Origin of the sequence: Plantactinospora sp. KLBMP9567 (assembly GCF_033446045.1) — a bacterium.
Taxonomy (GTDB): Bacteria; Actinomycetota; Actinomycetes; order Mycobacteriales; family Micromonosporaceae; genus Plantactinospora.
On the sequence record NZ_JAWQRR010000023.1, the window covers coordinates 126,999 to 140,593 of the forward strand.

General features: G+C 71.8%; 11 protein-coding genes and 1 pseudogene. 8 read left to right on the plus strand and 4 right to left on the minus strand.

Features of this window, described 5'->3' with window-relative positions; genetic code table 11:
• Positions 1-16: 16 nt before the first annotated feature.
• Positions 17-973 (minus strand): peptidylprolyl isomerase, encoded by a 957-nt coding sequence (locus R6Y94_RS19760; protein ID WP_318397350.1) that lies wholly within the window; start codon positions 971-973, stop codon positions 17-19.
• A 327-nt stretch (positions 974-1,300) separates the two neighbouring features.
• On the opposite strand from R6Y94_RS19760, the gene R6Y94_RS19765 reads away from it, so the two are divergent.
• From R6Y94_RS19765 to R6Y94_RS19775, 3 genes are all read left to right on the plus strand, one after another.
• Positions 1,301-2,053: an MBL fold metallo-hydrolase gene (locus R6Y94_RS19765; RefSeq protein ID WP_318397351.1), complete on the plus strand. Its 753-nt coding sequence runs from the start codon at positions 1,301-1,303 to the stop codon at positions 2,051-2,053.
• Positions 2,054-2,093: 40 nt separating this feature from the next.
• On the plus strand, positions 2,094-3,440 hold the full coding sequence (gene hisS / locus R6Y94_RS19770) for a histidine--tRNA ligase (RefSeq protein ID WP_318397352.1): 1,347 nt from the start codon (positions 2,094-2,096) through the stop codon (positions 3,438-3,440).
• Positions 3,441-3,508: 68 nt separating this feature from the next.
• Positions 3,509-4,456 (plus strand): acyl-ACP desaturase, encoded by a 948-nt coding sequence (locus R6Y94_RS19775; RefSeq protein ID WP_318397353.1) that lies wholly within the window; start codon positions 3,509-3,511, stop codon positions 4,454-4,456.
• Between the two features lie 206 nt (positions 4,457-4,662).
• Here R6Y94_RS19775 and R6Y94_RS19780 read toward each other — a convergent pair whose 3' ends face one another.
• From R6Y94_RS19780 to R6Y94_RS19790, 3 genes and pseudogenes are all read right to left on the minus strand, one after another.
• Positions 4,663-7,005, minus strand: coding sequence for an ABC transporter permease (locus tag R6Y94_RS19780; RefSeq protein WP_318397354.1), 2,343 nt, complete (start codon positions 7,003-7,005; stop codon positions 4,663-4,665).
• Positions 7,002-7,694: an ABC transporter ATP-binding protein gene (locus tag R6Y94_RS19785; protein WP_318397355.1), complete on the minus strand. Its 693-nt coding sequence runs from the start codon at positions 7,692-7,694 to the stop codon at positions 7,002-7,004. Before R6Y94_RS19785 ends, R6Y94_RS19780 begins: the two co-directional genes overlap by 4 nt.
• A 158-nt stretch (positions 7,695-7,852) precedes the next feature.
• Positions 7,853-8,356 (minus strand): annotated as a pseudogene (locus R6Y94_RS19790) (PadR family transcriptional regulator); the annotation flags it as partial.
• Positions 8,357-8,548: 192 nt separating this feature from the next.
• On the opposite strand from R6Y94_RS19790, the gene urtA reads away from it, so the two are divergent.
• From urtA to urtE, 5 genes are all read left to right on the plus strand, one after another.
• Positions 8,549-9,772 (plus strand): urea ABC transporter substrate-binding protein, encoded by a 1,224-nt coding sequence (gene urtA, locus R6Y94_RS19795; RefSeq protein WP_318397356.1) that lies wholly within the window; start codon positions 8,549-8,551, stop codon positions 9,770-9,772.
• Positions 9,773-9,922: 150 nt separating this feature from the next.
• Entirely contained in the window at positions 9,923-10,804 is an 882-nt protein-coding gene (gene urtB / locus R6Y94_RS19800; RefSeq protein WP_318397357.1) for an urea ABC transporter permease subunit UrtB, read from the plus strand.
• Positions 10,801-12,021, plus strand: coding sequence for an urea ABC transporter permease subunit UrtC (gene urtC, locus R6Y94_RS19805; protein ID WP_318397358.1), 1,221 nt, complete (start codon positions 10,801-10,803; stop codon positions 12,019-12,021). Before urtB ends, urtC begins: the two co-directional genes overlap by 4 nt.
• Positions 12,018-12,785: an urea ABC transporter ATP-binding protein UrtD gene (gene urtD / locus R6Y94_RS19810; RefSeq protein ID WP_318397359.1), complete on the plus strand. Its 768-nt coding sequence runs from the start codon at positions 12,018-12,020 to the stop codon at positions 12,783-12,785. The genes urtC and urtD overlap by 4 nt, the downstream gene beginning before the upstream one ends.
• Positions 12,786-13,481, plus strand: coding sequence for an urea ABC transporter ATP-binding subunit UrtE (urtE, locus tag R6Y94_RS19815; protein ID WP_318397360.1), 696 nt, complete (start codon positions 12,786-12,788; stop codon positions 13,479-13,481).
• The last annotated feature ends 114 nt before the right edge of the window (positions 13,482-13,595 follow it).

Genomic DNA, 13,595 nt, shown 5'->3' on the forward strand with positions numbered 1-13,595 from the left:
CTGGTCTCTGCGGTTCTCAGGACTGTCCGGCGACCGTCGGGCTGGCCGACGGCGCGGTCGGCGTCGGGGTCGCCGCCGACGGTACCGCCGTCGGGTCGGCCGACGCCGGCTCACCGACGGTGAGGCTCTGGATCACCACGTCGGTCTTCGGCTTGATTTTGACGCCGGAACCATTGTCCACGGTTTCCATGGCGCCGATCTTCTTGATCACGTCGAGCCCGCCGCTCACCCGGCCGACGATCGGGTAGTTGGGCTGGCTCGGGCTGAAGTCCTTGAAGAAGATCAGGAACTGGCTGCCGTTGGCGCCGGGCGGGTTGCCGATCATCGCGACGGTGCCGACCGGGTAGAGCGGCGCGGCGGGGGTGGTCGCGGTCGGGCTGGGGGACGGGCTCGCCGACGGGCTGGCGCTGGCCGACGGGTCGGCGGACGGGCTCGGCGCCGGGGCGTCCGGGGTGTTCTCGCTGAAGAACGTGTAGGTCGGGCCGCCCTGGCCGGTACCGCTCGGGTCGCCGCAGCGCAGCGCTCCCTCGCTGGTCAGTTCGTGGCACTTGGTGTTGTCGAAGAACGACTTCCCGGCCAGGTGGCTGAAGCTGGCCGCCGCACACGGTGCATTCGCCAGGTCCAGTTCGACGGTGACCGGGGCGCCCTGGTCCGTGGTGATCGTCATCGGCCGGGTGCCGGTGGTGGGCAGGTCCCGGGTGGGCGGGGTGCCGACGTCCTTCAGGTTCGTGTTCGCCTGGGCGTCCTGGGCGGTCCAGGCGCACGTCTCGGGGGCGGCGGCGTCGTCGGCCGGGTCACGGTCGAAACCGCCGAGCGCCCAGAACGAGCCCAGCACGATCAGCAGCAGCGCGACGGCGGAGCCGATACCGGCCCGGATCTGTCGCTTGCGCCGGGCGGCGGCCGCCCGGCGGGCCATCTGCCGGTCGAGCTTGGCCCGCGCGAGTTTGCGCTGCCGGTCTCTGCTGGAAGCCACCCGCGCTCCCCTTTCCATGTGCCCTGGTCGTCGTCTTACCTGAGGTCGCCGTGCCGGCGGTCGTCCTGGCCACGGCACGATCCGCCGCCCCGGCGTCAAGTGCGCCACGCCACACGCCCGCCAGAGTGTACGGGTAACCGCTGGGAAAGTGTTGTACGAGGTCACCCCGAAACCATCGGAGATTATCACTGTGTCCCCTGATGGCTGCCGGGGCAGGTGTGTATGGGCGGTCGCCCGCGCGGGCCGCCCCGATATGGTGGGGTCGAAACTGACATTGAGACCTGAGGGCCAAACCGCTACTGAGACCGTCGGAGGGGAGGAGCGGACGTGCTCGTCGCCGGCTTCCCCGCGGACGCCTTCGGCACCAACTGCTATGTGGTGGCCACCGCGCCCGGGGAACAGTGTGTCGTCGTCGACCCCGGCGTCGGGGTGCTGGACCGGCTCGATGATCTGCTGGCCGAGCATCGGCTGCGGCCGGCCGCCGTGCTGCTGACCCACGGTCATCTCGACCACACCTTCTCGGTCGCGCCCGTCTGCGGCGCCCGGGGCATTCCGGCGTACGTGCATCCGGGCGACCGCGAGCTGCTCGCCGACCCGGCCAAGGCGCTCTCGATGGACCTCGCCCAGCTCTTCGGCGGCCGGCTGCCGTACGCCGAGCCGGAGGAGGTGGCCGAGCTGACCGACGGGGCGACCCTGGCACTGGCCGGGTTGGAGATCACCGTCGACCACGCGCCGGGCCATACCGGCGGGTCGGTGCTGTTCCGGCTTCCGGGCGCGGGCCCGGCTGTCCGGTCCGACCTGCCCCTTCCACCCGGGGTGGACTGGGCGGCGGAGCAGATCTGCCTGGCGGGCGACGTGCTCTTCGCCGGGTCGATCGGCCGCACCGACCTGCCGGGCGGCAGCCTGCCGACCATGGTGCGGAGCCTGCGGGAGAAGATCCTCCCGCTCGCCGACGACACCGTCGTGCTGCCCGGCCACGGCCCCGCGACCAGCATCGGCCGCGAGCGGGCGAGCAACCCGTACCTGATCGAGGTCGCCGACCTCGACGGGCCGCGGGTCGCGCCCACCCGGGGCTGGTAATCCCCGCTCGCGCGTTGGCGCGAGACCCGACAGGAGCATTATGAGCAAGCCAACACCGATCTCCGGCTTCCCGGAGTGGACCCCGCCGCAGCGGATGATCGAGCAGTACGTGCTGGAGCGGATCCGCCGCACCTTCGAGCTGTACGGCTTCGCGCCGCTGGAGACCCGCGCCGTCGAGCCGCTGGAGCAACTCCTGCGCAAGGGTGAGACCTCCAAGGAGGTCTACCTGATCAGCCGACTCCAGGAGGAGGGGCCGGCGGGGGCCGGCGAGGGCACCCTCGGGCTGCACTTCGACCTGACGGTGCCGTTCGCCCGGTACGTGCTGGAGAACGCCGGCCGGCTCCAGTTTCCGTTCCGGCGCTACCAGATCCAGAAGGTGTGGCGGGGGGAGCGCCCGCAGGAGGGGCGCTACCGGGAGTTCCTCCAGGCCGACATCGACATCGTGGACCGGGACACCCTGCCGCCGCACCACGAGGCCGAGATTCCGCTGGTGATCGGCGACGCGCTCGGCGGCCTACCGATCGGTGGCACCGACGGGCGGCTGCCGATCACAATCCAGGTGAACAACCGCAAGATCCTGGAGGGCTTCTACCGGGGGGTCGGGCTGGCCGACCCGCTGGCGGCACTGCGCGTGCTGGACCGGCTGGACCGGATCGGGCCGGACCGGGTGGCGGCGCTGCTGGCCGAGACCGCCGGGGCGACGGAGGCACAGGCCAAGGCGTGCCTGGCGCTGGCCGAGATCGCCACACCGGATCCGTCCTTCGCCGACGCGGTGCGCGGGCTCGGGGTGACCGACCCGATGCTGGACGAGGGGCTGGCCGAGCTGGTCGCGGTGATGGAGAACGCGGTCGCGCACGCGCCCGGGCTCTGCGTGGCCGACCTGCGCATCGCCCGGGGCCTGGACTACTACACCGGTACGGTCTACGAGACCCAGTTGCGCGGGTACGAACGCTTCGGCTCGGTCAGCTCCGGCGGCCGGTACGACAACCTCGCCAGCGACGCCAACGCCCGGTTCCCGGGAGTGGGCATCTCGATCGGGGTCACCCGGCTGCTCGGGCTGCTCTTCGGCGCGGAGGCGTTGACGATCTCCCGCAGCGTGCCGACCTGCGTGCTGGTGGCGCTGGCGGCCGAGGAACGCCGGCCGGAGAGCAACCGGATCGCCGACGCGCTGCGCCGCCGGGGCATCCCGACCGAGGTGTCGCCGTCGGCGGCGAAGTTCGGCAAGCAGATCCGGTACGCCGAGCGGCGCGGCATCCCGTACGTCTGGTTCCCGGGCGCGGACGGGGTCGGCGACGAGGTGAAGGACATCCGCTCCGGCGACCAGGTGGCGGCGGCGTCGGACGTCTGGCAGCCGCCGGCGGCGGACCTCTGGCCGACGGTGGGCTGATCTTGCCTGACCGGGGGTGACGGCCGTAACCTACGCGAACGTAACTTACGCCAGCGTAGGGAGAGCCCGTGACCGTCACCCCCACCGCACCGCTCAGCCAGACCGCCCTGCTGATCGAGTTGGAGCCGGTCGTCGCGGACAATCTCGACCGGCACCTCCGGGTGGCCAAGGAGTGGTTCCCGCACGAGTACGTGCCGTGGGGTGAGGGGCGGACCTTCGACGGGATCCTCGACGGCGAGGCGTGGGCGCCCGGGGACAGCACGGTGCCCGAGGTGGCCCGGACCGCGCTGGTGGTCAACCTGCTGACCGAGGACAACCTGCCGTCGTACCACCACCAGATCGCGACGCTCTTCGGTCGGGACGGCGCCTGGGGGACCTGGGTGCACCGGTGGACCGCCGAGGAGGGGCGGCACGGCACGGCGATCCGGGACTACCTCACGGTGACCCGGGCGGTCGACCCGGTGGCGCTGGAGCGGGCCCGGATGACACACATGTCCGCCGGCTACGACAACCCGCACGACGACGAGGTGCTGCACTCGCTGGCGTACGTCTCGTTCCAGGAACTCGCCACCCGGATCTCGCACCGCAACACCGGCCGGGTCACCGGCGACCCGCGCTGCGAACAACTGCTCACCCGGATCGCCGCGGACGAGAACCTGCACATGGTCTTCTACCGCAACCTGCTCGGCGCCGCCTTCGAACTGGCACCGGGCCAGGCGATGCGGGCGGTCGCCGACGTGGTGGCCGACTTCCAGATGCCCGGCAACGGCATCGAGGGCTTCGCCCGCAAGTCGGTGGCGATGGCCATGGCCGGGATCTACGACCTGCGCCAGCACCGCGACGACGTGCTGCTGCCGGTGCTGCGGCAGTGGGACGTCTGGAACGTCACCGGCCTGGACTCCGACGGCGAGGCCGCCCGCGAGCAGTTGGCGGCGCAGCTCGACGGGCTGGACCGGGCGGCGGCCCGGTTCGAGGAGAAGCGGGACGCCCGACTGGCCCGGCGGGCCGGGGCCTGACAGACCCATACCGGGCCCACACCGGGAAGGGGGCGGCCCGGTCCCGGGAGCACCCACTCCGGAACCGGGCCGGGTCGGAGCCGGTCGACCGCGGGGAACCATCCCCAGCGCCCGACCTGCCCGTCGTGGTCATTCCGTGCGGAGCCCGGACCGGCCGGAGCACCCGAGTCATTCCGTGCCGAGCCCGATCGGCCGGAGCAACCGAGTCATTCGGTGCGGAGCCCGGTCGGCCGGAGCAACCGCCACAGCACCGGCAGGCTCGCCCCCGTCACCAGCAGGACGACGCCGGCCGCGATCCCGGACATGGTGCCGATGCTGGGCCAGTCGAGGCGTACGGGCTGGCTGACCAGGGTCAGCAGGATGCCGCCGAGCGCCGTACCCAGCACGATCGCCAGGGCCAGGCCGAGCAGCACCGGTACGGCGGTCTGCCAGAGCACCGAGGCGCTCAGCGTGCCGCGCCGGGTGCCGAACGCCACCAGTACGGCGAGCGACCGGCGCCGTTCCCGCAACTGCTCCAGGATGCCGACCAGCAGGCTGGCGCCGAGCAGCAGCAGGGTGGCGACCACCCCGACGTAGAGCCCGCGGCGGATCTGGCCGAACCGGGTGACCTCCTCGGTGGCACGCAGCGTCTGCACCTGGGCCGCCGGACCGAATCCGGCCGCCACGTTGCGGACCAGTTCGATGGTGTCGGGGTTGGCCAGGTCCATGCCGAGGTAGACCCTGCCGCCGAGCCCGCGCAGCGTGGTCGGGTCGAGCGCACCCGGGGTGGCGAGCAGGCCGGTGAACTGGTTGCCGGCCGGGTCGGTGCGGCCCGGTACGGTCCGCAGACCGGTCGGGACGGTCCACCGGGTGGTGTTCTCCGGGTTCCGGAAGCCGATCTCCACCTCCTGCCCGGGTGCCGGCGGGTTCGCCTGCTCCGGTGACTGCTCGTCGACGATCCGGAACATGTCGCCGTCCACGCAGCGGTCCGGGCTGGCGAGTTCGCGTAGCGCCGCACAGTCGGCGATCCGCAGCAGGGTCGCGGGCCGCTCGCCGTACTCGTCGGGCGCCGAACCGACCGGCGACACGGTGGTGTCGAGGACGCCGACCGCCCCGTCGACCCCCGGTACGGTCCGGAACCGCTCGGCCAGCGAGCCGGCGTCGGCTCCGCCGAGCCCGCCGCGGATCAGCACCATCGTCTGGGCCCGGCTGACGTCCTGGCCGGTGGCCCGGACGTAGCCGTGCTGGACACCGGCGAAGAGCATCTGCAGGGCGATCGCGCCGGCCACCGCGACCGCGACCCCACTCACCATCCGGGCCGAGGACTCGCTGTCGAGCTGCAGCCGGCGGATGGCGAGCTGCCACGAGACGCTGCCGCCGCGCAGCCGGCGGACCACGGCCTCGACCAGCCAGGGCAGCAGCGCGGCGACCCCGACCAGCAGCAGCACCACTCCGGTGATCACCTGCGCCTGGTTGACCGGGCCACCGGTCTGGTCGATCCCGCCGCGCAGCGGGGCGAGCAGCACGACGCCGACGATCGGCAGGGTCAACCGCCACCAGAGCCGGCGTCGGCGGTTGGCGGACCGGCGTACCACGCCGAGCGGTTCGACGACGACCCGGCGCAGCGCGAGCTGGGCGACCGCTACGGCGACCGCCGGCACCGCCAGCACGATCAGTACGGCGAGCGCCGGGCTGGGCCGGACGTCCCCGGCGAAGACGCTGATCCCCTCCAGCGTGACCCGTTCGACGAGTTGCCGGCCGAGCAGGAAGAAGGCCGCACCGCCGAGCAGACCGAAGAGCGCGCCGACCAGTGCCTCGCCGGCCGCGACCCGGCGGGTCGTCACCGCGTCCGCGCCGACCAGCCGAAGTGCGGCGAGGCGGCGGTCCCGGGCCTCGCCGCCGAAGCGTACGGCGGCGGCGATGAAGACCGCGATCGGCAGCAGCAGCACCACGAAGATGATCAGGACGAGCAGCATCAGCACGGGGTCCAGCCCCTCGGCACTGGACTCGGCACCGAAGTGGTCGATCCGCAGCGTGCCGCCGCCTGGCCGGAGCTGGTCCGTACCGAGGTAGTAGGCGTACTCGTTGGGGCCGGAGAGGCCCTGGTCGGCGATGGTGCCGACGACCGGATGGTCGAGCCGGGGCCGGAGCAGTGCCCCGTCCGGCGAGTCGAGCAGCCGGGCCAGCGCGGGGGAGACCACCAGCTCACCGGGGCCGGGCAGCCGGGTCAGCCCCGGGGGTACCGGCGGATGCGCGCCGTCCGGCTGGAGCAGCCGGCCCCGGATCGCCTCGTCCCGGTAGACGGTGTCGGCCGCCGTGACCAGCAGGGTCCGGTCGCCGGGCGGCGGCTGGTCGACCCCGATGAACTGGTCGTCGCGGGCGGCGGTCCGCTCCGAGCGGGCGTCCAGCATGGTGGAGACGGAGGTACTGGTCAGCAGCAGCGCCACCCCGAGGCCCACCCCGAGGGCGGTCATCAGGGTCCGGAGCAGTCCGTTGCGGCCACCGGCGAAGACCAGCCGGGCACCGAGGGCCAGGTCGGCCGCCCACCCGGTGGCGCGAGGCCGGCTCACCGGTCCGCCAGCACGGTCTCGCGGGTGCGGCCGTCCCGCACCACGACCTCCCGATCGGCGTACGCGGCGACCCGCGGCTCGTGCGTGACCAGTACGACGGCGGCGCCGGCCTCCCGGGCCGTCCCGGTGAGCAGCCGCATCACCTGCTCGCCGTTGAGCGAGTCCAACGCACCGGTCGGCTCGTCGGCGAAGACCACCCGGGGGGCGGTGACCAGGGCCCGGGCCACCGCGACCCGCTGCCCCTGCCCGCCGGATACCTCGCCGGGGCGCTGCCCCGCCACGTCGGTGACCTCGAGGCGGGCCAGCCACTCCGCCGCCCGGCGCTCGGCCTCGCGGCGGCGTACCCCGGACAGCCGCAGCGGCAGCGCGACGTTCTCCAGGCAGGTCAGTTCGGGCACCAGTTGGCCGAACTGGAACACGAAGCCGAACTCGCTGCGGCGCAGGGCGCTGCGCTCGGCGTCCGACATGGCGGAGAGTTCCCGGTCGCGGTAGCGCACCGCACCGGCGTCCGGCCGGACGATCCCGGCCAGGCAGTGCAGCAGGGTCGACTTGCCCGAGCCGGAGGGACCCATCACGGCCACCACCTCACCGGCCCGGATCGCCAGGCTCGCCCCGTCGAGCGCCGGAGTCGTCCCGTACGCCTTGTGCAGCGCGACCGCCGCCAGCAGCGGCTGTTCCCCGGTGCTCACGCCGGCACCTCGCGTCCGGTCGGTCCGCCGGGCTGCGCGGCTGCCTCGGGCTGCGGCGCCTGCGCTGCCGCTGCGTCGGCCTGCGGCGCCGCTGGTTCGGTCTGCGGTGCCGCTGCGTCGGTCCGCGCCGCCGGTGTGCTGGCGGAGAGCGTGGTGGCGAGCTGGTCCAGGCGGGCGGCGGTCAGCTCCAGCCACCGCAGGTCGGCCTCCAGGTGGAAGAGCGCGAAGTCGCAGATGAGCTGGTCGGCGAGGTCACCGTCGGCCTTGCGCCGGGTCAGGGTACGCATCAGCCGCAGATGTTCGGCGCGCTGCACGTCCAGGATGTCCGCGGCATCCCGACCGGTGAGCAGTCCGAGCACCACCTTGGCGTAGAGGGTGTTCTGCAGGTAGGCGTCGGGCTTCTCCGGTTGGGCCAGCCAGCGGCGCACGTCGGTGACCCCGGCCGCGGTGATGGCGTAGCGCTTGCGCTCCGGGCCGGCGCCGGGCTCCACCCCGTCGACGGAGACCAGACCGCTCTTCAGCAGCCGGGCCAGCGTCGAGTAGACCTGCCCGTAGTGCAGCGGGCGGCCCTGGCCGAACCGTTCGTCGTAGACCCGTTTCAGCTCGTAACCGTGCCGGGGGCTGGCCTCGAGGAGGCCCAGGAAAGTCTGTCCGATCGACATGCGGAGGACTGTACACCACGCGTATACACCTAATGTATAGCCGGGGTGCGTACCGGTTCCGTGACTCCGATGATCGATCTGCGTTGTGAGGGTTCGTTAACACGACAGACATCGATGCACTCAGATTCATGAAATCCTTCATTCCTACGGTTCGTGGCACTACGCAGCAGTCCTCGGTGAAAGGGGAGGCGGATGCCACGAGGCGTACGGGAACGGCTGGTCATGCTGGCCGCGGCGGCGATGGTGCTGGCCGTGGGCGGATGTGCCGAAGATCCGACGACGGCGTCGGGTGCTGGCAGTGGAAGCACCATCAAGGTCGGCATCCTGCACTCGTTGAGCGGCACCATGGCGATCAGCGAGGTGACCGTACGGGATGCCGAACTGCTCGCCATCGAGGAGATCAACGCGGCCGGCGGGGTACTCGGCAAGAAGATCGAGCCCGTCGTCGAGGACGGCGCCTCGGACTGGCCGACCTTCGCCGAGAAGGCGCAGAAACTCATCTCCGCCGACCGCGTCGCCACCGTCTTCGGCGGCTGGACCTCGGCCAGCCGCAAGGCGATGCTGCCGGTCTTCGAGCGCAACAAGGCGCTGCTCTGGTATCCGGTCCAGTACGAGGGGCTGGAGAGTTCGCCGTACATCTTCTACACCGGGGCGACCACCAACCAGCAGATCGTGCCCGGCCTGGACTACCTGAAGGAGCAGGGCAAGAAGAGCATCTTCCTGGTCGGCAGCGACTATGTCTTCCCGCGTACCGCAAACAAGATCATCAAGGCGTACGCGGCGGCGAACGGGATGACCGTGCTCGGCGAGGAGTACACCCCGCTCGGGCACACCGAGTACAGCACGGTGGTGAACAAGCTCCAGCAGGCCGAGCCGGACGCGGTTTTCAACACCCTGAACGGGGACAGCAACGTCGCCTTCTTCAAGCAGTTGCGCAGCAGCGGCATAACCGCCGAGGCGATGCCGACCGTCTCGGTCAGCGTCGCCGAGGAGGAGGTCGTCGGCATCGGTCCGGAGAACGTGGCCGGGCACCTGGTCGCCTGGAACTACTACCAGACCACCGCCGGGGCCCGGAACGACACCTTCGTGGCGGCGTTCAAGGCCAAGTACGGTGCCGCCAAGGTCACGTCCGACCCGATGGAGGCCGGCTACAACGCCGTCTACCTCTGGGCGGAGGCCGTCAAGAAGGCCGGAAGCGTGGACGTCGAGGCGGTGAAGAAGGCATCGGCCGGCATCGCGCTGGAGACCCCCGAGGGGACCGTCACCATCGACGGCGAGAACCAGCACGTCTTCAAGACCGCCCGGATCGGACTGGTGCAGCCGGACGGCCAGATCAAGGAGGTCTGGAACTCCGGTCAGCCGATCAAGCCCGACCCCTACCTGAAGGGCTACCCGTGGGCCGCGGGGCTCTCCTGAGCAGCGGGCACCGACCGCGATCGACCACCGGGCACCGGTCCGGCCGACGGCCGACCACCGGGCACCGGTCCGGCCGACGACCGACCACCGGGCACCGGCCCGGCTGACGACCGACTGACGGCTGCGAACCGGGACGGAGGCGCCGGCGCCATGGCGACACTCAACCAACTGGTGATCGGGGCGAGCATCGGAGCGGTGCTGCTCCTGATCGCCCTCGGTCTGACCTTCACGTTCGGCCAGATGGGCGTGATCAACATGGCCCACGGCGAGTTCATCATGGCCGGCGCGTACACCGCGTACCTGCTGCAACCGCTGGTCGGTACCCAGTCGGTGCTGGTCGCCCTGCCGGTGGCGTTCGCCGTCGCCGGGGTGATGGGGCTGATCCTCGAACGGCTGGCCATCCGGCACTTCTACGGAAGGCCGCTGGACACCCTGCTGCTCACCTGGGGGATCAGCCTCATCCTGCAACAGGTCGCCCGGGACATCTTCGGCGCGCCGAACGTGCAGGTACGCGCCCCGGGCTGGCTCACCGGCGGGCTCGACCTCGGTGGCGTGCGGCTGCCGTACAACCGGGTCTTCATCATGGTGCTCGCGGTCGGCTGCGTGCTGGCGATCTGGCTCTACCTGACCCGGCTGCGGCACGGCCGGCGGATGCGCGCGGTGATGCAGAACCGGCAGCTCGCCGCGGTCAGCGGGGTGGCCACCGAACGGGTCGACCAGCTCACCTTCTTCATCGGCTCCGGCCTGGCCGGGGTGGCCGGGGTGGCGCTCACCCTGATCGGCCCGGTCGGGCCCACCCTGGGCACCAACTACATCGTGGACGCGTTCCTGGTGGTCGTCGCCGGCGGCCTCGGGCAGCTCCGGGGCGCGGTCATCGCCGCCTTCGCCCTCGGCATCCTGAACAGCTTCGTCGAATTCTGGGTCGACAACGGGGCCAGCTTCGCCAAGGTGGTGGTGTTTGCCGTGATCATCGCATTCCTCCAGCTCCGCCCGCAGGGGATGTTCGTCGTCCGTACCCGGGCACTGTCGTGAGCGGGACCGCCGCGACCGCGCCCGCCGCTCCGGTCCGGCGGCGGCTGGCCGGTCCGGCGCTCTTCGTCGCGGTCGGCCTGCTACTGGTACTGGTCGCCCCGGCGGTACTGTCGCCGTTCCGGCTGGACCTGCTCGGCAAGTACCTCTGTTACGCCATCGTCGCGGTCGGGATCGGTCTGGCCTGGGGCCGGGGCGGCATGCTTACCCTCGGCCAGGGCGTCTTCTTCGGCCTCGGCGGCTACGCCATGGGCATGCACCTGAAGCTGCGCGAGGCCGGCCCCGGCGGGCTGCCGGACTTCATGGTCTGGAGCGGGGTGGAGAGCCTGCCGGCGCTCTGGCGGCCGTTCGCCAACCCGGTCTTCGCGCTCGCCATGGTGGTGGTGCTGCCGGTCACCGTCGCGGTCCTGCTCGGCCTGCTGGTCTTCCGGCAGCGGGTCCGGGGCGCCTACTTCGCCGTGCTCTCCCAGGCGCTGGCCGCCGCGTTCGTGATCCTGCTGGTCGGCCAGCAGGGGCTGACCGGCGGCACGAACGGGCTGACCAACTTTCAGATGTTCTACGGCCTCGACCTCTACCAGCCGGGCGACAAGCGGATCCTCTACCTGGTCGTGGTGGCCGTGCTCGGGGCGATGTTCCTGCTCGCCTGGCAGCTCTCGCGCAGCCGCTTCGGGCAACTGCTGGTCGCGGTCCGGGACGGCGAGGACCGGGTGCGCTTCCTCGGCTACGAACCGGCCGTGGTGAAGACCATCGCGTTCGCCGTCTCCGCCGGGATGGCCGGGATCGCCGGTGCGCTCTTCGTGCCGATGGTCGGCCTGCTCAGCCCGGCCAACCTGGGCGTCGTCGCCTCGCTCGAACTGTTGATCGGGGTGGCGATCGGCGGCCGGTTCTCGCTGGCCGGCGCGGTCGGCGGCGCCCTGCTGGTCAACTACGCGAAGACCATCTTCAGCGAGGAGTCGGCGGACAACTGGATCTACCTCCAGGGCGCGATGTTCGTGGTGGTGATGCTCTGGGCGCCGCGCGGGCTCGCCGGGCTCACCGCGGACGTCCGGGCCGCCGTGCGGCACCGGCGCCGCCGTCCACCCCGGGCCGTGACGGTCCCGGTCGGCTCGGGTACGGCGGCGGCGAACGGCTCCGGCCACGTCGATCCGGCGGAGCTGGTCGGGCGCCCGGCGGCCGGGGTACCGGCGGTGGTCGCCAACCGGGGGGAGGAGCCGGCATGACCGAGCTGTTGCAGGTGCGCGGGCTGAACGTGGTCTTCTCCGGGTTCCGGGCCATTACCGACCTCGATCTCACCGTCAGCGCCGGCGAACTGCGCTTCCTGATCGGGCCGAACGGGGCCGGCAAGACCACGCTGATCGACGTGATCACCGGGCTGACCAGACCGGCCTCCGGCTCCGTACGCTTCGCCGGTGCCGAGCTGCTGGGGCGGCGGGAGCACCAGGTCGTCCGGCTCGGCATCGGCCGTACCTTCCAGACGTCGGTCGTCTTCGAGCAGTTGACCGTACTGGAGAACCTGGATCTGGCGGCGACGTTCCGGCGACCGCTCGGCACCCTGCTGCGGCGCCGCCGGGGCATCGCCGACCAGGTGGCGGAGGCGCTGGAGACCACCGGGCTGGCCGAGTTGGCGGACCGGCCGGCGGGAGTGCTCTCGCACGGGCAGCGGCAGTGGCTGGAGATCGGCATGCTGCTCGCCCAGCGGCCCAGCCTGCTGCTGCTGGACGAGCCGGTGGCTGGGATGAGCCGGGACGAGCGGGCCCGGACCGGCGAGCTGCTCCGGCAGGTGGCGCGGGAGCACACGGTGATCGTGGTGGAACACGACATGGACTTCCTGCGCCGGTTCGCCAGCACCGTCACGGTGCTGCACGAGGGCAGGCTGCTCTGCGAGGGGACGGTGGCCCAGGTGCAGGCCAACCCCCGGGTGCAGGAGGTGTATCTCGGCCGGACCCGCGAGGAAAGTGCCGACCTGGTCAAGGAGGCGTCGTAAATGCTGACCGTGCAGGGCCTGGACGTGGCGTACGGGCGGGCGCAGGTGCTCTTCGGGGTGGATCTGGAAGCGCCGGCCGGCTCCCTGGTCTGCGTGATGGGGCGCAACGGGGTGGGCAAGACGACCCTACTCAAGGCGATCATGGGCGTACTGCCGGTCCGGACCGGCCGGGTGCGCTTCGCCGGGGAGGACATCACCGGGCTGAAGACCCACGAACGGGTACGCCGGGGGCTCGGTTACGTGCCGCCCGGCCACGAGACCTTTCCGCAGCTCACCGTCGCGGAGAACCTCCAGGTGGCGGCGGAGGCGGCCGGCCGGGTCAGCCAGGGTGCGGTGGACGAGGCCCTCGACCTGTTCCCGGCGCTGCCCGGGTTGCGCAAGCGCCGGGCCGGCTTCCTCTCCGGCGGGCAACAGCAGCAACTCGCCATCGCCCGTGCGTTGGTCAGCCGGCCGAAAATGCTGTTGCTGGACGAGCCGACCGAGGGCATCCAGCCGTCGATCATCCTGGAGATCGAGGAGGCGGTCCAGCGGCTGCACACTGAACTCGGGCTCGCCATTCTGCTCGTCGAGCAGTATCTGGACCTGGCACTGCGGCTCGCCGACCGGTTTGTGATCCTGGACGCCGGCGAGGTGGTCCGGGCCGGCGACCGGGACGACCTACGCGACCCGTCGGTGCGCTCACTGCTCTCGGTCTAGGGATCTGGCACGGTCCGGAATCGGGTACCCCGGATCCCGCGGATTCCCGGTCGGCTCGTCCACGGCATGCCGCCGTGTCGGGTATGCCGCCCGTGTCGGGCATGCCGCTCCTTT